At 69.7% G+C, this 17615-nt stretch carries 16 protein-coding genes; 7 read left to right on the forward strand and 9 right to left on the reverse strand.

Going from position 1 to position 17615, the window contains the following annotated elements; translation table 11 throughout:
• Positions 1–26: 26 nt before the first annotated feature.
• Positions 27–1298 carry an exodeoxyribonuclease VII large subunit gene (gene xseA / locus ABKW26_RS11720; protein ID WP_348593881.1) on the reverse strand — a complete coding sequence of 424 codons (1272 nt, stop codon included), beginning with the start codon at positions 1296–1298 and terminating at the stop codon, positions 27–29.
• A gap of 164 nt (positions 1299–1462) precedes the next feature.
• On the opposite strand from xseA, the gene ABKW26_RS11725 reads away from it, so the two are divergent.
• Positions 1463–2518 (forward strand): 4-hydroxy-3-methylbut-2-enyl diphosphate reductase, encoded by a 1056-nt coding sequence (locus ABKW26_RS11725; RefSeq protein ID WP_348593883.1) that lies wholly within the window; start codon positions 1463–1465, stop codon positions 2516–2518.
• A gap of 58 nt (positions 2519–2576) precedes the next feature.
• Here ABKW26_RS11725 and cysM read toward each other — a convergent pair whose 3' ends face one another.
• Both cysM and ABKW26_RS11735 read right to left on the reverse strand, forming a co-directional pair.
• Positions 2577–3485 carry a cysteine synthase CysM gene (gene cysM / locus ABKW26_RS11730; protein WP_348593884.1) on the reverse strand — a complete coding sequence of 303 codons (909 nt, stop codon included), beginning with the start codon at positions 3483–3485 and terminating at the stop codon, positions 2577–2579.
• Positions 3486–3588: 103 nt separating this feature from the next.
• The gene (locus ABKW26_RS11735) at positions 3589–4896 is read right to left on the reverse strand and encodes a DNA recombination protein RmuC (protein ID WP_348593886.1); all 1308 of its coding nucleotides are present in this window, start codon (positions 4894–4896) and stop codon (positions 3589–3591) included.
• Between the two features lie 71 nt (positions 4897–4967).
• Here ABKW26_RS11735 and ABKW26_RS11740 point away from each other — a divergent pair, with 71 nt between their 5' ends.
• Together ABKW26_RS11740 and ABKW26_RS11745 are read left to right on the forward strand one after the other, a co-directional pair.
• Positions 4968–5774, forward strand: coding sequence for an ABC transporter ATP-binding protein (locus ABKW26_RS11740; protein ID WP_348593888.1), 807 nt, complete (start codon positions 4968–4970; stop codon positions 5772–5774).
• Positions 5756–7321 (forward strand): hypothetical protein, encoded by a 1566-nt coding sequence (locus ABKW26_RS11745; protein WP_348593890.1) that lies wholly within the window; start codon positions 5756–5758, stop codon positions 7319–7321. The genes ABKW26_RS11740 and ABKW26_RS11745 overlap by 19 nt, the downstream gene beginning before the upstream one ends.
• A gap of 7 nt (positions 7322–7328) precedes the next feature.
• Here ABKW26_RS11745 and ABKW26_RS11750 read toward each other — a convergent pair whose 3' ends face one another.
• Positions 7329–8558 (reverse strand): saccharopine dehydrogenase NADP-binding domain-containing protein, encoded by a 1230-nt coding sequence (locus ABKW26_RS11750; RefSeq protein ID WP_348593892.1) that lies wholly within the window; start codon positions 8556–8558, stop codon positions 7329–7331.
• A gap of 128 nt (positions 8559–8686) precedes the next feature.
• On the opposite strand from ABKW26_RS11750, the gene ychF reads away from it, so the two are divergent.
• Both ychF and ABKW26_RS11760 read left to right on the forward strand, forming a co-directional pair.
• On the forward strand, positions 8687–9772 hold the full coding sequence (ychF, locus tag ABKW26_RS11755; RefSeq protein ID WP_348593894.1) for a redox-regulated ATPase YchF: 1086 nt from the start codon (positions 8687–8689) through the stop codon (positions 9770–9772).
• A 64-nt stretch (positions 9773–9836) separates the two neighbouring features.
• Positions 9837–10364: a hypothetical protein gene (locus ABKW26_RS11760; RefSeq protein WP_348593896.1), complete on the forward strand. Its 528-nt coding sequence runs from the start codon at positions 9837–9839 to the stop codon at positions 10362–10364.
• Positions 10365–10809: 445 nt separating this feature from the next.
• Here ABKW26_RS11760 and ABKW26_RS11765 read toward each other — a convergent pair whose 3' ends face one another.
• The 5 genes from ABKW26_RS11765 to ABKW26_RS11785 form a co-directional block, all read right to left on the reverse strand.
• Positions 10810–11577, reverse strand: coding sequence for an SCO1664 family protein (locus ABKW26_RS11765; RefSeq protein WP_348593898.1), 768 nt, complete (start codon positions 11575–11577; stop codon positions 10810–10812).
• The gene (locus ABKW26_RS11770; protein WP_348593900.1) at positions 11577–12131 is read right to left on the reverse strand and encodes a DUF3090 domain-containing protein; all 555 of its coding nucleotides are present in this window, start codon (positions 12129–12131) and stop codon (positions 11577–11579) included. Before ABKW26_RS11770 ends, ABKW26_RS11765 begins: the two co-directional genes overlap by 1 nt.
• 9 nt (positions 12132–12140) lie before the next feature.
• Positions 12141–12848, reverse strand: a complete 708-nt coding sequence (locus tag ABKW26_RS11775) for a histidine phosphatase family protein (protein ID WP_348593902.1) — start codon at positions 12846–12848, stop codon at positions 12141–12143.
• Positions 12849–12940: 92 nt separating this feature from the next.
• Positions 12941–13486: a hypothetical protein gene (locus ABKW26_RS11780; protein WP_348593904.1), complete on the reverse strand. Its 546-nt coding sequence runs from the start codon at positions 13484–13486 to the stop codon at positions 12941–12943.
• A 209-nt stretch (positions 13487–13695) separates the two neighbouring features.
• Positions 13696–14649, reverse strand: coding sequence for a zinc-binding alcohol dehydrogenase family protein (locus ABKW26_RS11785; RefSeq protein WP_348593905.1), 954 nt, complete (start codon positions 14647–14649; stop codon positions 13696–13698).
• Positions 14650–14776: 127 nt separating this feature from the next.
• Here ABKW26_RS11785 and ABKW26_RS11790 point away from each other — a divergent pair, with 127 nt between their 5' ends.
• Both ABKW26_RS11790 and ABKW26_RS11795 read left to right on the forward strand, forming a co-directional pair.
• Positions 14777–15544, forward strand: coding sequence for a TetR/AcrR family transcriptional regulator (locus tag ABKW26_RS11790; protein ID WP_348593907.1), 768 nt, complete (start codon positions 14777–14779; stop codon positions 15542–15544).
• Between the two features lie 343 nt (positions 15545–15887).
• A complete protein-coding gene (locus ABKW26_RS11795; protein ID WP_348593909.1) occupies positions 15888–17504 on the forward strand; it encodes an ABC transporter substrate-binding protein in 1617 nt (538 codons plus the stop codon).
• The last annotated feature ends 111 nt before the right edge of the window (positions 17505–17615 follow it).

The following is a 17615-nucleotide window of genomic DNA, read 5'->3' on the forward strand; positions in this document are numbered from 1 at the left end:
GGTGGCATGGTCAGCGGTGGTGGTGGCTAGCGGACGGTCGCGGCGATCTCGTCCTGGGCCAGCCGGATGCGCAGAGCGTCTCCGCTGCTCACGTCGTCTGGGGACCGGACCACCCCTCCGTCAGGGCCCTGGACCACGGCGTACCCCCGCTCGAGGGTCGCCGCGGGGGACAGCGCACGGACCTGGGCCCCGAGGCGGTGGATGCCGGACTCCGCGTCGAGCAGGACCCGCTCGAACCGGTGGCGCGCCGCGTCGACCAGTCTCGCGACCGAGTCCTCACGTGACGTGATCATCGTCTGCGGGGATGCGAGGACGGGGCGTGAGCGGATGCTGGCGAGGCCGGCGCGCTCGCGGTCGACCCGGTGCCCGATCGCTGCCCGGGTGCGGGATCGCATCTGCACGATCCGCGCGCGCTCTTCACCGACGTCGGGGACGATGCGCTTGGCCGCGTCCGTGGGGGTCGATGCCCGGTAGTCGGCGACGAGGTCGAGCAGCGGTGCGTCGGTCTCGTGGCCGATGGCGCTCACGATCGGCGTCCGGCACGCGGCTGCCGCGCGGACGAGGGCCTCGTTGCTGAACGGCAGCAGGTCCTCGACGGCGCCGCCTCCCCGGGCGACGACGATGACCTCGACGTCGGGGTTCGCGTCGAGCTCAGCGATGGCTGCACTGACCTGCGGGACGGCGGACGCCCCCTGGACGGCGACCTCCCGGATCTCGAACCGGACCTGTGGCCACCGCGCCTGGGCGTTGACCACCACGTCGTGCTCCGCCTTGGACTCTCGGCCGCAGACGAGCCCGACGACGCGGGGGAGGAACGGCAACGGCTTCTTGCGCTCGAGGTCGAAGAGCCCCTCGGCCGCGAGGATCCGTTTGAGGTGCTCGATGCGTGCGAGGAGCTCCCCGACACCGACGGGGCGCAGCTGGTCCGCCTGCAGCTGGAAGGAGCCGCGCTTGGCCCAGAACGTCGCCTTGGCGTGCACGACGACGTGGGCGCCCTCCTCGAGGGGGCCTGTCACCGCGTCGAGCACCTTCGCGTAGACCGAGACCGACAAGGACATGTCTGTGTCCGAGTCGCGCAGGGTGAGGAAGGCCATGCCTGCGCCGGGACGACGGTTGAGCTGGACGACCTGCCCCTCGACCCACAACGGTGACATGCGGTCGATGTAGTCGGTGATCTTCGCCGACAGCAGCCGGACCGGCCAGGGGTTCTCGGCCGTCGTGTCGCCGGCGCGGGCCGCCAGCGCGGGGCGCGGGGAGCTCGTCGGGGGTGTCGCGGGGGACGTCGTCGATGAGGGCACGTCACCAGCGTGCACCATGGTGGTGACATCGTGCACCCACGCCCGTGCCGACGACCGTGCCCCGGACGCCTGGTCCCGCCGCGGTCGGGAGGTCTCGTGTGGATGTGGTGGAGCGCACCCGGGGGAGCAGGTGCCGCTCCGCGCGGGTCACCTAGACTGGCCGGGTGACCCTCTACCCGCCCGAGACGGCCCCCGACGCTGCCCCCGCACCCACCGCCAAGCGTGTCCTGCTCGCCGCGCCGCGGGGGTACTGCGCGGGCGTGGACCGCGCGGTCATCGCGGTCGAGAAGGCGCTCGACCTCCATGGCGCCCCGATCTACGTCCGCAAGGAGATCGTCCACAACAAGTACGTCGTGGAGACCCTGACGGACCGCGGAGCGATCTTCGTCGACGAGACGGACGACGTCCCCGAGGGCGCGCGGGTCGTGTTCTCCGCGCACGGTGTCTCGCCCGCGGTCGTCGCTGCCGCCGAGGCGCGGTCGCTCGTGACGATCGACGCGACGTGCCCGCTCGTGACGAAGGTGCACAAGGAGGCCGTCCGCTTCGCCGACGAGGACTACGACATCCTCCTCATCGGCCACGAGGGCCACGAGGAGGTCGAGGGCACCGCAGGTGAGGCCCCCGAGCACATCCAGGTCGTCAACTCGCCCGACGAGGTCGGCTCGATCACCGTCCGGGATCCGGACAAGGTCGTGTGGATCTCCCAGACCACGTTGTCCGTGGACGAGACGATGGAGACGGTGCGCCGCCTGCGCGAGCGGTTCCCGACGCTCCAGGACCCGCCCAGCGACGACATCTGCTACGCCACCCAGAACCGCCAGGTGGCCGTGAAGAAGCTCGCGCCTGCGTGCGATCTCGTCATCGTCGTCGGTTCGACGAACTCCTCGAACTCGGTGCGGCTCGTCGAGGTCGCGCTCGACGCCGGGGCCCGTGCGTCGTACCTCATCGACTACGCGAAGGAGATCGACGAGTCCTGGCTCGACGGCGTGCGCACCGTCGGCGTGACGTCGGGCGCCTCGGTGCCGGAGATCCTCGTCGACGACGTCCTGAAGTATCTTGCGCAGCGCGGCTACGGCGACGTCGAGGAGGTCCGGACGGCGACCGAGGACCTCATGTTCTCCCTCCCGCGCGAGCTCCGGGCCGATCTCAAGCTGGCCGGCCAGGAGTCGTCGCAGCCCAAGCGGGCCGGCCGCAAGAAGCTCTCCGTCCAGGTCCTCTAGACCTCTCTCCGCAGGTTGTGGTCCTCTCCGCAGTCCGTGGGTGAGGCTCTTCCCTGGTCTACGCGGGGAAGATGCCCGTGGACAGGTAGCGGTCTCCGCGGTCGCAGACGATGAAGGCGATCGTCGCGTCGGGTGCCTCGGCGGCGATCTGGAGCGCGACGGTGGCTGCACCACCGGAGGAGACTCCGGCGAAGATGCCCTCGTGGCGCGCGAGGTCGCGCGCACCCTGCTCGGCGGCGGACTGGCTGACGAGCCGGATGTCGTCCACGACGGTGCTGTCGTAGACGGCAGGGAGGTACTTCTCGGGCCATTTCCGGATCCCCGGGATGCGTGACCCGTCCTCGGGCTGGACGCCGATGATCTGGATGTCGGGGTTGCGCTCCGTGAGGTAGCGGCCTGTGCCGGTGATCGTCCCGGTGGTCCCCATGGAGCTGACGAAGTGGGTGATCCGTCCACCGGTGGCGTCCCAGAGCTCCGGCCCGGTGGAGCGGTAGTGGGCGAGCGGGTTGTCGACGTTGGCGAACTGGTCGAGCACGCGTCCCTCGCCGGCTGCGGCCATGGAGGCGGCGAGGTCGCGGCAGTGTTCCATGCCCTGCTGGGTCGGGGTGAGGAGGAGCTCGGCGCCGTAGGCGCGCATGGTCTGGGCTCGTTCGACCGAGAGGTCGTCGGGCATGACGAGGACCATCCGGTAGCCCATGATGGCGGCGGCCATCGCGAGAGCGATCCCGGTGTTGCCGCTCGTGGCCTCGATGAGGGTGTCCCCGGGGGTGATGTCCCCGCGCTCCTGGGCGTTGCGGATCATGAGCAGCGCGGGCCGGTCCTTGACGGAGCCGGCGGGGTTGTTGCCCTCGAGCTTGGCGAGGACGGTCGTCCCGGGCGCTGCGTCTGCGGCCAGCCGTTGCAGGCGGACGAGCGGTGTCCGGCCGATGGTGTCGGCGACGGTCGGGTACTCAGGTTGCTCGAGCACGGAACTCCCAGGTGCGGCAGGTCGGCAGCGCTGCTGCCGGTCGGAGTCCCAGGCTAGTGGGCTGACCGACCGATGCTCGTGCGGGCTGTCGGGCTGAGAGCCGTCACCCCCGACGGACGTCGCTGAGCTCGACGAAGGTCTCGTCGACGGACGCGAGGAGCTCGGGGGAGCTGAGTGCGCTGAGCTGGGGGTTGACGGGCGACGGCGACTCGAGGGTGTCGTCGACGATGTCGAGCTCGGCGAACCGGCGTGCGCTGACGAGCACGCGCGTCTCGAGCGACGCGACGGTCTTGTTGTAGGAGTCGGCTGCGCCCTGGATCTGCCGGCCGAGCCGGTTGAGGTGCGTGCCCATCGTCGCGAGGCGCCCGTGGAGCTCCTTGCCGATGGTGAGGACCTTCTGCGCGTTCTCGGCCAGTGCGTCCTGGCGCCAGGCGTAGGCGACGGTGCGCAGCAGCGCCATGAGGGTCATGGGCGTGACGATGACGACGTTGCGCCCGAACGCGTACTCGAGGAGCGACGGGTCCTCTTCGACGGCTGCGGAGAGGAACGACTCGGCGGGGACGAACATGACGACGAACTCGGGTGCTGGGCTGAACTGGTCCCAGTACCGCTTCCCGGAGAGGTCGTCGATGTGCTTGCGGACGTGCCGTGCGTGCGCGGCGAGCCGCTCGGCGCGACGGACGGGGTCGGTCGCCTGCTGGGCGTCGAGATATCCGAGGAACGCGACCTTGGCGTCGACGACGACGCGTTTCCCGCCCGCGAGGTGCACGACCATGTCCGGGCGCAGGTCGCCGTCGTCCGTGCTCACGTGGCTCTGCTCGACGAAGTCGACCCGGTTGAGCATGCCGGCAGCCTCGACGACCCGTCGGAGCTGCATCTCTCCCCATGCGCCGCGGACGTCCGACGAGCGCAGCGCCGTCACGAGCGTGCCGGTCTCGGTACGCAGGAGCTCCGAGGTCTCCCGCATGCCGCGCACCTGCTCGCCGAGCGCTGCGACGCTCGCGATCCGCGCCTCCTCTGCCGCGACCATCTGCTGGCGGACGTCAGACAGGGTCCGCGTGAGCGGCTCGACCATCGCGTTGACGGCCTCGGCACGCTTGGCCATGTCGGCCTGCCCCGCGACCTGCGTGGAGCGGAGCCGGTGCTCGGCGAGGCCGAGGAACTGCTCGTTGTTCGCGGCGAGCGCGTCGGCCGCCAGCGCACGGAACTGGTCGGAGAGCCGGTCGGAGTCCTCCTGGAGTGACCGGAGGCGGTCGGCCGCCGCGCGTCCCTGCGCACCGAGCTCGGCCTCGGCGCGTGCCACCCGCACCTCGGCCGCGTGGAGCCGTGCGCTCGACCGCACGACGGCGAGCAGATATCCGACTACGAGGCACACGAGGCCCACCACAACACACCACACCAGGGTTCCCATGGCGATCACCCTGCCGTGAGCCACCGACATCGCGGACCACCGACTCGCGCAGCAGCCGCTACCGTTGTGCCATGACGGGCGCCCTCGAGGAACCGGCGACCGCGAGACGGGCGTCGCCACCACCACTTGCGGCGTTGTCGCTGCGCGGTCTGTACAAGCGCTTCGGGGCCACCGTCGCGGTCGACGGGATATCCCTCGACGTGCCCGCCGGCTCCTGCTACGGGGTCGTCGGCCCGAACGGCGCCGGCAAGACGACGATGCTCTCCATGGCCACGGGTCTCCTCCGGCCCGACGCCGGGACCGCGGCGGTCTCCGGCGCTGACGTGTGGTCCGACCCGGTCGCGGCGAAGAGCGTCATGGGCGTGCTGCCGGACGGCGTGGGGGTGTTCGACCGCCTCACCGGTGCGCAGCTCGTCACTTACGCAGGGCTTCTGCGCGGCATGGACCGCGCCACGGTCGCCGGACGGACGCGTGACCTCCTCGCCGCTCTCGATCTCACGGACGCCCGCGATGCGCTCGTCGTCGACTACTCGGCGGGCATGACGAAGAAGGTGTCGCTCGCTGCGGCCCTCATCCATGCGCCCCGCCTGCTCGTGCTCGACGAACCGTTCGAGTCGGTCGACCCCCTCTCGACGTCGCGCATCCGGCAGATCCTCGCGGACTACGTCGGATCGGGCGGCACCGTCATCGTGTCGTCGCACGTCATGGACCTCGTCCAACGGATGTGCGACCACGTGGCGGTCGTCGCCGGCGGCAGGCTCCTCGCGGCGGGGACGGTCGAGGAGGTGCGGGCCGGGAGCACGCTCGAGGAACGCTTCGTCGAGCTCGTCGGGGACCGACGGCAGGCAGAGGACCTCGCGTGGTTGCGCACCTCGTAAGGCTCCGCCTGCTCATGCTCGGCAACTCGCTGCGCCGGAGCGTCTGGCAGATCATCGGTCTGGTCGTGGCGCTGCTCTACGGCTCGAGCATCTTCCTGGCGGTCCTCACGGGTCTCACCTATCTCGGGCGACGTGACGTCGAGCTCGCCACGACGATCGTCGTCTTCGTCGGGAGCCTCGTCGCCCTCGCCTGGTGGTTCTTGCCGCTCGTCGCGTTCGGTGTCGACGGCACGCTGGACCCGCACCGGCTGGCCGTCTACGGGATCCGCCGCCGCGACCTGCTGCTCGGGATCGCCCTGTCGGGTGTGGTCGGCATCCCCGGTCTGGTCACGCTCCTCGCGTCGGTGGGCATCGCACTCGTCTGGGTGCGGTCGCCCGCGGCCTTCCTCGCGGCGCTCGTGTGCGCCCCCCTCGCCATCGCGACGTGCGTCGTCGGCTCCCGCGCCACCACGACGCTCCTCGCACCGCTGCGCGTCTCCCGGCGCTTCCGAGAGGTCGCCGGGATCGTCGTCTTCCTCCCCGTGATCGCTCTGGTCCCCGCCCTGAGCTGGGCGTCGGAGCAGCTGGACACGGACCGCCTCACCGTCACCCAGCTCGGTCAGATCGTCGGCTGGTTGCCGTTCGGTGCCGTGTGGTCTGTGCCCGGGACCGTCGCGGAGGGGCGCCCGGCCGAGGCTCTCGCCCGGTTCGTCGTGGCGCTCCTCGTCCTTGCCGCGCTCGTGGTCCTGTGGTCGTGGTCGCTCGAACGCCAGGTGAGCGCGCCGGCGCGCGGGGGCCAGCACGGTGGCCGGTCGCGCGGCCTCGGCCTGCTCGGTCTCGTCCCCGCGTCGCCCGCCTGGGGCGTCGTGGCACGCTGCCTCACCTACTGGGTGCGCGACCCCCGCTACGCCAGCTCGCTCGCCGTCGTGCCCCTCCTGCCCTTCCTCCTGGGGTTCCTCGACCGGGGCGGCGGCACGGTCCTGCTCTGCCTCGCCCCGCTCACGGCCTTCCTCCTCGGGTGGATCATCTCCGCAGACGTGGCATACGACCACAGCGCCTTCTGGCTCCACGTGACGACCGGGGTGAGCGGTCGAGCCGACAGGGTCGGTCGTGCGGGTGCGGCGGTGCTCATCGGGTTGCCCGTCACGACGGTGCTGGCGGTCGGGTCCGCGGCATACACCGGACGGTGGGAGGACCTTCCGGCATTGCTCGGGCTCACCCTCGCGGTCCTGCTGTGCGCGCTGGGACTCTCTAGCGTGGTGTCGGCACGCTTCGTCTACCCGGTGCCACGGCCCGGCGACGGGCCGTTCGCGACCCCGCAGGGCTCGGCGGTGGCGAGCCTCGTCACGCAAGGGATCGGGTGGCTCGTCCTGCTGCTGCTCGTGCTGCCGACGCTCGTACTCGCCGTCGTCTCGGTCGTGACACAGACCCCGTCGACCGGGTGGTGGGCGCTCCTGATCGGGATCGTGTCCGGCGCCGGGTCACTTCTGCTGGGCGTCCGGATGGGCGGCCGGATCTACGACGCCCGTGCCCCGGAGCTCATGCAGCGCGTGCTCGCGAACCGCTGACCACACCTCATCGTGGCGCTGCGTCGTAGGTGTGCCCCGCCGCGCGCAGCCGGTCGAGGAGCACGTCGCCGATCCCCGTCGCTGGAGTCAGGGATCCTGCCCGGTCCGGCAGCTGCTCCTGGTCCAGCACGAGCGCGAGCGCAGCCTCGCCCATCATGACGGCGGTCGCGGCGTAGCCGGGGTCGCCGGGACCGGACGCCACGGCGCGGTAGTGCGCGCCCGTGCTCGTCACTGCGCGGACGTCCATGCGGAAGAAGCCTGTCCGGCGGGTCTCCTCGTCGGGTCCCGAGCCGGACGCGGGCAGCACCCGATCGAGCAGGGCGCGGGTCGGGGGAGCGGCGAACGCCGCGGCTGCCAGCCCGAGACCTGCGGTGACCCCGACGGCTGCCGCCGCACCACTGAGTCCGCGTCCGGTGCCGACGACCTCGCTGTATCGGAGCGAGCGACCGTAGGCCCAGCCCTGCAGCGCGTTGGACCGCCGCACCACGCGAGTGTTGACCGACGCCATCGGTGACGGCGCGAACCAGCGACCGTCGACCGTCCTCCCGGGCCGCGGAGCGTCCGGCGGCTGGGACACGGTCGGCTCCGAGGCGCGGTCCGGGCTCAAGGCGAACGGGTCGGCCAGCAGCCGGCGGACCGACCTGTCGCCGGCGGACAGCTCGACGATCCCGCGCATCGAGCTCACGGTCCCGCCGCTCACCCCGCCCTTCGCGGTGGCGACCGACAGGACGCGACCCAGCTCGCCGGCGCCGTCGGCGTGGACACGGCGGTGCAGCGTGAGCACGACGAGGTCGGAGGGGACGGAGTCGTAGCCGCACGCGTGGATCACGCGCGCGCCGCTGTCGCGGGCGACGTCGTCGAAGCGGTCGATCGCCTCGCGCATGAACGGCGTCTCGCCTGTGAGGTCCGCGTAGTGCGTGCCCGCTCGCGCGCACGCCTCGACCACGGGCAACCCGTGGCGCAGATAGGGCCCGACGGTGCTCAGCACCACCCGGGTCGAGGCGGCCATCGCCGCGAGAGACGCAGGGTCGGTCACGTCGGCCACGATCACCGGCCAGTCCTGAGCGCGATCGGGGAGGCTCTCACGGGCTCGCTCCACCTTCTCGCGCGAGCGTCCCGCCAGGGCGACGCCGACGGTCCCGGGGGCGTGGTGCGCCAGGTGCTCGGCCACGAGCGCCCCGACGAAGCCGGTCACGCCGAAGACGACGATGTCGTGGTCCCGCAGGCTCTCGTTCATCAGGCGATGCTGCGCCAGCACACCAGGCCGCGCAAGCCGCCACGAGGGCAGGCACCTCCACGCGGGATCCTCGCCGTCGGAAGGCGCCGTCCCGCTCGTCCCGGTCGCCCCACGTAGACTCTTCTCCCGTGGCTCTCACTATCGGTATCGCCGGTCTACCCAACGTCGGCAAGTCAACTCTCTTCAACGCGCTCACCCGCGCCTCGGTCCTCGCCGCGAACTACCCGTTCGCGACGATCGAGCCGAACGTCGGCGTGGTGCCGCTGCCGGACCCGCGCCTGGGGAAGCTCGCCGAGATCTTCGGCTCCGAGCGGATCCTCCCGGCGAGCGTGTCCTTCGTCGACATCGCGGGCATCGTCCGCGGTGCGAGCGAGGGGGAGGGGCTGGGCAACAAGTTCCTCGCGAACATCCGTGAGGCGGACGCGATCTGCCAGGTGACGCGTGCGTTCGCCGACCCCGACGTCGTGCATGTCGACGGCAAGGTCTCGCCCAAGGACGACATCGAGACGATCAACACCGAGCTCATCCTCGCTGACCTCCAGACGCTCGAGAAGACCGTCCCGCGCCTCGAGAAAGAGGTGCGCATCAAGAAGGGCGACGCCGCCCTCCTCGCCACCGCCCTCGAGGCGCAGAAGCTCCTCGAGGCCGGGACCACCCTCTTCTCCGGCGCGGCGAAGGCGAAGCTCGACCTCGAGCAGCTGGCGTCCCTCCAGCTCATGACGGCCAAGCCGTTCATCTACGTCTTCAACACCGACGACGCCGGCCTAGCCGACGAGGCGTTCCAGGCCGAGCTCCGCGAGCTCGTCGCTCCCGCCCACGCCATCTTCCTCGACGCGAAGTTCGAGTCCGAGCTCGTCGAGCTCGAGCCCGACGAGGCCGCCGAGATGCTCGCCGACTCCGGCGTCGACGAGCCCGGCCTCGACAAGCTTGCACGCGTCGGCTTCGAGACCCTCGGGCTCCAGACCTACCTCACGGCCGGTCCCAAGGAGTCACGCGCCTGGACCATCCACAAGGGCTGGACTGCCCCCCAGGCCGCCGGTGTCATCCACACCGACTTCGAGCGAGGCTTCATCAAGGCCGAGGTCATCTCCTTCGACGACCTCGTCGAGACCGGCTCCATCGCCGCCGCCCGCTCCGCAGGCAAAGCCCGCATCGAGGGCAAGGACTACGTCATGCACGACGGCGACGTGGTGGAGTTCCGCTTCAACGTCTGATCTTGGCTCGTCGTGCCAGGTCAACGAGATCTGACTACCCGAAGGAAGCGGTGAGCGAAAAGTGATGATCGAGTCCGGAGAGGATGTCGCCCTCTGGGCCGTCTCCCCCAGGTGTATGGGCAGTGCGTCAATCGACCCGGCACTGGACGACGACGAGGAGCTGTGGGAAGCGGTGTGGATGGCGGCGCACGAAGCGGGCCCTGTCCACGAGTGGATGGATCTCAGCGTCAGCACGGACCGTCCGACGCCGTCCTCGGTGCTGTACGTCGAGGAGGCCGAGGTCCTCGTCTACGCCGACCCCGTGCGATCGGCGGTCGAGGGTGTCCGAACAACCGCATCGGATCATGTCTGGCTGCCGCTCACCGTGGTGGCGGACGGGTCGGAGCTGCGGTACTGGTTGCTCTCCTGCCAGGTCCCAGACGCCGCTCGCCCCGACGGCACCCTTGATCGTGCGTCTGCCCGCGACGCTACGGTCGTCCACTTCCAGATCGGCGACAACTTTCCTGCCTTCAGCGACTCTGCGCGTAGAGCGATCGAGGAAGCCTGTGTCGATGTCGTGTTCGAGCGCGCGGACGTACCTATGGTTCGCTGACTGAACGAGCGGTGCCATGGCCACCTCTCGAACCTCATCGCCGGCTTGAGGTCAGTCCTGCCCAGCGTTCGGTTTGAAGACCATGTTCGTCGGAGGTGCTCTGATCGCGCGGTGCATGATGCGATCTGGGTGCGTGTGACGTTGATCGTTGCCCTGGTCCTCGGTTGAGGCGCGGCTGGGTGTTGTCGTGGGCGTGCTCGATCTCGCCCACCGCACCTTGCAGTTCCCAGGACGGCTGTACATCTCGCCACCCTGCTCCTCCTCCTCCTCATCGCCTGGGCGACTGGGCCACGCTGGTAGCGGTCGCGCGCAGCCCCTCCCCGATGAATCGCGTTCTGACCATGGACCGAGGGCAAGGACCACGCCATGCACGACGGCGACGTGGTGGAGTTCCGCCCCAACGTCTGAGTCTCGCGCTGCGACGCTGCGATGCGGCGGTGCGACCTCAGAACAACGGCCAGGGAACGGCTGACATCTCACCGGCGGGAGCGGGGAACTGCCCTGCGGAGCGCAACCGCGAGCAGCGAGCAGCGAGCGCTGCGATCTCGGGGGCGCTGAGCAGGTCCGCCAGGTCTCGTCCCAGGTCGCCCCCCAGTCCTTGTGCGACGCGATCGATGCCGTCGAGCTCCTCGTCGGTCAGAGCGTCTCCCAGCCATCCCCAGAGGACCGTGCGCAGCTTGTGGTCACGATGGAAGGTGAGCCCATGGTCCACGCCGTGCCGGTGGCTGTCGGGCATGGCGAGAATGTGGTCGCCCTTGCGGTCGGCGTTGTTGACGACGATGTCGAACACGGCCATGCGCCTGAGCGCCGGCGTGTCTTCGTGAACGAGGGTGACCGACCGTCCGCTCTCGTCCCGTCCCTCGAGGACGTGCTTCCAGCCCGTGCTCGGCACGTCGTCCGTCGCGACCAGGTCGACGGCGCTCTGGTCTGGGTCGCGCTCCTGCCAGAGCTGGACCATTCCCTCGCCCAGGGGACCGTCGCGCAGCCAGGTGTGCGGTACGACGCCCCAGCCGAGGGCCTGCGAGACGAGATAGGCGGCCACTTCCCGGTGCGCGAGGGTGCCGTCGGGGAAGTCCCACAGCGGACTCTCGCCGGCGATCGGCTTGTAGACGACCGTCGCGTCGCCGACGGTGCCGAGGAACGTGGCGTTGGACGCCGTCCTGATGCGGCCGGCGATCGTCAGCTCTGCGGTCATCAGGTCCGTCGCCGACATCAGTCCTCGGGAAGCGTGCAGGTGTGCCCGTCAGCATCGATGGGGTAGCCGCAGAGCGGGCACGCCGGGCGCCCGGCGCCCACGATCTCACGGGTGCGCTTGGCGAAAGCGCGGGCGGTACCGACCGGCATCCGCAACAACAGCATCTCAGTCTCGTGGGCGCCGTCCTCGTCAAGCACCTGATCGATGTCATCTGCGTCGGCGTCCGTGATGGGGTAGGCCTCGATGACGACCTGGGCCGTGGTCGGGTCCCAGCCCAGGCTCATGGCGCCCGTGCGGAAATGTTCCTGGACGGCATCGAGACCGTCGTTGTCGACAAGTTCAGGGGGCGTGCTCGTGGGAACGCTGAAGGGGTTGCCCTCGACGGTGATGAGCTGGTCGAGGATCTCGTCGATCTTCTCCGCGAGCAGAGCCGACTGCTGCTTCTCGAGGGCGATGCTCACCACCCGCGTCCCTGAGCGCACCTGGAGATAGAAGGTGCGCGCCCCCGGAAGGCCGATGGTGCCGACGACGGCCCGATCGGGCCAGTCGAACTCGTGAACACGTGTAGGCATCTCAGTACTCTAGGCGCCGGTGGTTGACGGCGCCTCGTGCCCCGCGCCACCACCCACCGGCGCATCGCCCGAGCGGATGCCCTTGGACAGCCACGACAGATCACCCGCGTCCGTGTTGGTCGCGTGCACAGTCGGCCGGCCAGGGGAGTAGCGCACGACCGACACGGATGCGGGGCCGACGGTGATGCGCTGGAACAGGTCGAGGTGCATCCCGAGCGCGTCGGCGAGTATCGACTTGATGATGTCACCGTGGCTGACGGCGACCCACACGGCCTCGGGCCCGTGCTCGGCTTCGACGGCTGCATCGTGGCGGCGGATCGCTGCCACCGACCGGGCCTGCATCGCGGCCATGGACTCGCCGTCGGGAAAGACGACCGCAGATGGTTGCGACTGCACGAGCGGCCAGAGGTCCTCGGTCGCGAGATCGGAGAGCGTGCGGCCCTGCCACTGCCCGTAGTCGCACTCGATGAGATCGTGATCGACCGATGCGACCGGCGTGCCGGCCTGGAGGTCGAGGATGTGCTGGGCGGTCTGCTGACAACGTTCAAGAGGGCTCGACACCACCGCGACCAGGGGAACCGCCGCGAGCCGGGCTCCGGTGAGAGCCGCTTGGTCGCGCCCGATCTGGTCCAGGCTGACGCCGACGGCCCGACCAGCCAGCAGCCCGGTGGCATTTGCCGTGGTGCGGCCGTGCCGCACGAGAAGAGCTGTCGCCATCCAGCCACCCTAGCCACCGTGTCCGCGATGCCACCCTCCCGTCTCAGCCGTCCGGCAGACGCTCGGTCAGCTCGTCGAGAAAGCTGCGGGCTTCACCGTGCGCCGGATCGTCGGCGGATGCGCGATTGATCGCACCCCGGAGGATCTTGGCGGCCTGTTCGACGTCCCCCCTTGCTGTCAGCGAGCACGACCGCGTTCTGAACGGCCTCGCCCAACCGACTGACCTCCGCGAGCGGGGTCTCTGCGTTGCCGTCGGGGAAGAATCGAAGCCAGTTCCCAGCCGGGTCGACGAGGCTGAACCCACTCAGCCCGCCGGCGTTCTTCCGGGGGCGTGGCCGCGTGATACGCGGGAACCCCTTGACCGGCAGCTGGTGGTACGCCTCGCGCAGTCCTGATGCGAACTCCTCCCAGATCTGGCCCGTGTCGGCGACGATGACGAGGCACGAGCTGTGGGAGGACTCTGGTGTGTGACCGGGCAGGCCGTAGTACTGCAGGTCGAAACCGTGACCGGTGAGACCGAGGCACGGGTTGGGCCGGACCTGGCGGTAGGTGGTGCGGAACCCCAGTGCGGCGAAGAACGGCTCGATCTCATCGATGTCGGCGCAGGGCAGCAAGGGGACGGTGCGCGGAAGATCCATGGAACGACTCTACGAGCGGTGCGAGTCGGAGATCCAGACGCGCCTCATGACCCCGGCGAGCCTGCGGGAGCCCTCGTCGCCAGAGCGCAGGTGCGGGTCCCATGCCCACCGGCGGGTCGGCGTCGATGAGGCCGGCGCTCTCGTCCAGCAACGTCTGACTCGGGTCCTGCCGGCCGCGCGCCTTCAGCAGTCGGCGCGCGGCCGACTGGTCATTCCGCGGTGAGCACAGGGCGCGGACCGGTGACCACCTGCCAGGCGTCGTCCACCTGAGCGAGGGGACAGGGCGAGGCCGGCACGACGACCTGTCCCGACGCGATGCGCCCGACGTACGAGCGCGCCTCGCTCAGGTAGCGGCGCATGTCGAACGAGCCGATCCCGCTCCCCGACAGCACGAAGCGGCGGCTGCGCAACAACGACGCAGGCACGAGGGCGTTCTCGTCGATGATGGCGCCGATCTCGACATACTCGGTCGCGCCCGCTCCCTCGAGGTTCGCCAGCACACGGAACATCGACTGCGCGGCGCTGCCCCACAAGAAGTCGAGCACGATCGTCGGGACCACCCCCGAGAGTGCGGAGGCGATCGCCTGGGTGTCGGTGTCCGCGGTACCGGTGAGCTCGACGGTCTCCGCGCCGAGGCCGGCGACCCGACGGAGGTCGTCGGCCCCTCTCCCCACACCGAGCACACGCCCGGCACCGAGGGCGAGAGCGTTCTGGACGGCGAGACCTCCGGCCATCCCGGTCGCCCCGAGGACGAGCACGGTCGCCGGTGCGCCGTGCGCGTCCCGGTGCGCTGTCAGCGGCATCCAGGAGGACATGCCGGGGTTCATGCCGGCGGCCACCGCCACGGGATCGGCACCGTCCGGGAGCGGGGCCACCGCTGTGCTCGGCACGGACATCCGCTCGGCGAACGTCCCCCAGGGTTCCTGCACGCCCCCGGTGTAGACGAGCGTGCCGTCTGCGGTCCGGGCGACCGCGTCCACCCCTGGGACGAGGGGATACGCGTTCGTGCTGCTGTAGTGCGACCCACCCGCTCGTGAGCGCACGACCGGGTGGATCGCCGTCGCCACCAGCTCGACGATCTCGTGCCCGGGATCCACTCGGGGCTCGGGGAAGTCCGTGTAGCGGGGAGTCGATCCCAGCGCCTCGACGACTGCTGCTCTCATGACGGTCTCCGACCTCTCAGGCGCGGATCGGGCCCACGCGATTAATGGCTACAGTGTAGCCGTAAATTCCAGCAGCCGATCGCCTGCACGAAGGGACTGATGAGGGCGCAGCACGTAGGGTGCGCCCATGGCTAGCCCGACCGACATCCCACCCGTCGACCCTCGGCGGAGCCCTGGCACCCCCGCGTGGTGGTCGGCGCGTGGGGACGTGCCGCGCAGAGGGCGCCCTGCCGTCGACTCGCTCCACATCGTCAAGACCGCGCTCCGACTCGTGGACGAGCGGGGAGTGCAGAGCTTCTCGCTGCGACTGCTCGCCGAGGAGCTCGGGTCAGGGACGGCGACGCTCTACAGACACTTCGCCACCAAGGGCGACCTGCTGGCGCACGTGGTCGACGAGGTGCTCGGAGAGGTTGACGCGCCGTCGGCAGGCACCTCGACCCGCGGCGACCAGCGAGCGTGGCGGGACGTCCTGGCCGACGTCGGCGAGCAGCTGTACGCGACCTTGCGGCGTCACCCAGACGTCGTCCCGCTCCTCATGGGTGTCGTCCCTGTCGGGCCGCACGCTCTCGCCCGGCGAGAGCGTGCGCTGAGCGCACTCCTCGCGTGCGGACTGCCTGTCGACCTCGCCGCCAGAGCGTTCACGGCAGTCGGCCACTATGTCATCGGCTTCGTCCTCCAGCAGCCCGGACGCGGGGGAGCGACCGAGGACGGTCCGGAGCTCGCCGCCTTCTACGGTGCGCTGGACCCGCGCGACCACCCGGCCACGGTGCGCGCGGCAGAGGCTCTGACGTCGGTACCTGCCGACGAGGAGTTCCGCTTCGGGCTCGATCTCCTGCTCGACGGCCTCGAGCGGCGTCACGACGCGCACGCAGCCCCCGACGCCCCCGGAATCTGAGGGACGAGGTCCTCAGCGGCATCGCAGATCTGCGGTCGTGTGACCTGGGCCACCATCCAGCGTCGTCACATTGTGAACGCGCACAACTTGTCGCTGCCCTGGTAACTCAACGATTCGTCAAGAGCGCGTCCAACATGTGAACTCCACGTAACCAAAGTTACCGCCCAGTATCAACTCGGTAACGATCGGGGGCTGAGGGGCCGATGTGGTTCGAAGCCCATCCTGCCCTGCGTAACTTTCTGTCTAAGCAAGGACGCCCACGGCACCCTCGTGCCCCGTCGAGACACGACGCGGACACGGGTGGCCGGGATCAACAGGGCGCTCCAGTCCCTCAGGAGGAACATTGAAGATCAGGAAGCTCAGCCGGATCACCGCGTTCGCGGCGGTCGGAGCGCTCGCGCTCACGGCGTGCGGTGGCAACGACGACGGTGGCTCTGACGGATCGAGCAGCGCCTCGGACAACGTCTTCACCATCGCCTACAACGCCGACGGCGGACACCAGGCGTGGGTCGATGCCACGACCAACAGCATCAAGAACACGCTGGGCATCGAGGCAGAGGGACAGCCGTACGCGACGTTCGCGGAGCTGCGCACCGACGTCACGGAGCGCAACATGACCGGCGCGTTCCGTACCGGGTGGCAGGCTGACTACCCCAGCCTCTACAACTTCCTCGGCCCGATCTACGGCACCGGCGCCGGATCGAACGACGGGGACTACACGAGCGAAGAGTTCGACGAGCTCCTCCGCCAGGGCCAGTCCGCCCCCTCCATCGAAGAGGCCAACGTCTTCTTCGACCAGGCTCAGGAGGTCCTCTTCACCGACCTTCCCGCCATCCCCCTCTGGTACTCCAACGTCACCGGCGGCTCCTCGGAGAACGTCGAGAACGTCGAGTTCGGCTGGAACAGCGTGCCGCTCTACCACGCAGCGACCAAGGCGGACGGCACCCCGGTGCTCACCAACGGGTCCGAGCCGGCCAACCCGCTCATCCCGACGACCACGAACGAGACCGGTGGCGGAAAGATCATCGACCTCATCTTCTCGGGACTCGTGTCCTACGAGGCTGACGGAACCGCGGTCAACGAGCTCGCCGAGTCGATCGAGACCACGGACAACCAGGTCTACACGATCAAGATCAAGGGCGGCACCACCTTCACGAACGGCGAGGCCGTCACGGCTCAGTCCTTCGTCGACGCATGGAACTACGGCGCTCTGCTGAGCAACGCTCAGCTGTCCTCCTACTTCTTCGAGGGCATCGAGGGCTTCTCCTACGACGAGGACTCGCCGCTCACCGGCCTCGCCGTCGTGGACGAGACGACCTTCACCGTCACGCTCAAGCAGCCTGAGGCCGACTTCCCGCTGCGTCTCGGCTACAGCGCGTACATGCCGCTCCCGGCAAGCGCGTTCGCCGACATGGCCGCGTTCGGCGAGAACCCGATCGGTAACGGCCCGTACAAGGTCGAGCCCGGCGCGTGGCAGCACAACGTCAGCATCGACCTCGTCCCGAACGAGCAGTACACGGGCGTCCGTGCCGCAGCCAACTCTGGTGTGAAGATCACGTTCTACGAGAGCCAGGACGCCGCGTACAACGACCTGCTCGCGAACAACCTCGACATCCTCGACGCCGTTCCGGACAGCGCGTTCGGCACGTACGAGGAGGACCTCGGAGCACGCGCGGTCAACCAGCCCGCCGCGATCTTCCAGTCCTTCACGATCGCTCAGAACCTCGAGCACTTCGAGGGCGAAGAGGGCAACCTGCGTCGCCAGGCCATCTCGATGGCGATCGACCGTGAGTCGATCACGGAGACGATCTTCATGGGGACGCGCACCCCGGCCGCCGACTTCACGTCGCCGACGATCGCCGGGTGGAACGACTCCCTCGCCGGTTCCGAGGTCCTCGAGTACGACCCCGAGCGGGCCAAGGAGCTGTGGGCCGAGGCCAACGAGATCAACGAGTGGTGATCAGCAGCACCTAGAATGACCGCATCATCGGTGGGGTGAGGGCCCTCAAAGGGTCCCTCACCCCACCATCTGTGTGCGCCTCCATGCGCGTACTCCCGCTACAGTGGCCGA

This window comes from Sanguibacter sp. 25GB23B1, from assembly GCF_040012415.1.
Classification (GTDB): domain Bacteria; phylum Actinomycetota; class Actinomycetes; order Actinomycetales; family Cellulomonadaceae; genus Sanguibacter.

Coding starts and splice junctions, on each gene's coding strand:
- ABKW26_RS11735 (WP_348593886.1), bottom strand. CDS start 4,896: ATGGGAACCCTGGTGTGGTGTGTTGTGGTGGGCCTCGTGTGCCTCGTA.
- ABKW26_RS11740 (WP_348593888.1), top strand. CDS start 4,968: ATGACGGGCGCCCTCGAGGAACCGGCGACCGCGAGACGGGCGTCGCCA.
- ABKW26_RS11750 (WP_348593892.1), bottom strand. CDS start 8,558: ATGAACGAGAGCCTGCGGGACCACGACATCGTCGTCTTCGGCGTGACC.
- ABKW26_RS11760 (WP_348593896.1), top strand. CDS start 9,837: ATGATCGAGTCCGGAGAGGATGTCGCCCTCTGGGCCGTCTCCCCCAGG.
- ABKW26_RS11765 (WP_348593898.1), bottom strand. CDS start 11,577: ATGTCGGCGACGGACCTGATGACCGCAGAGCTGACGATCGCCGGCCGC.
- ABKW26_RS11770 (WP_348593900.1), bottom strand. CDS start 12,131: ATGCCTACACGTGTTCACGAGTTCGACTGGCCCGATCGGGCCGTCGTC.
- ABKW26_RS11775 (WP_348593902.1), bottom strand. CDS start 12,848: ATGGCGACAGCTCTTCTCGTGCGGCACGGCCGCACCACGGCAAATGCC.
- ABKW26_RS11780 (WP_348593904.1), bottom strand. CDS start 13,486: ATGGATCTTCCGCGCACCGTCCCCTTGCTGCCCTGCGCCGACATCGAT.
- ABKW26_RS11785 (WP_348593905.1), bottom strand. CDS start 14,649: ATGAGAGCAGCAGTCGTCGAGGCGCTGGGATCGACTCCCCGCTACACG.
- ABKW26_RS11790 (WP_348593907.1), top strand. CDS start 14,777: ATGGCTAGCCCGACCGACATCCCACCCGTCGACCCTCGGCGGAGCCCT.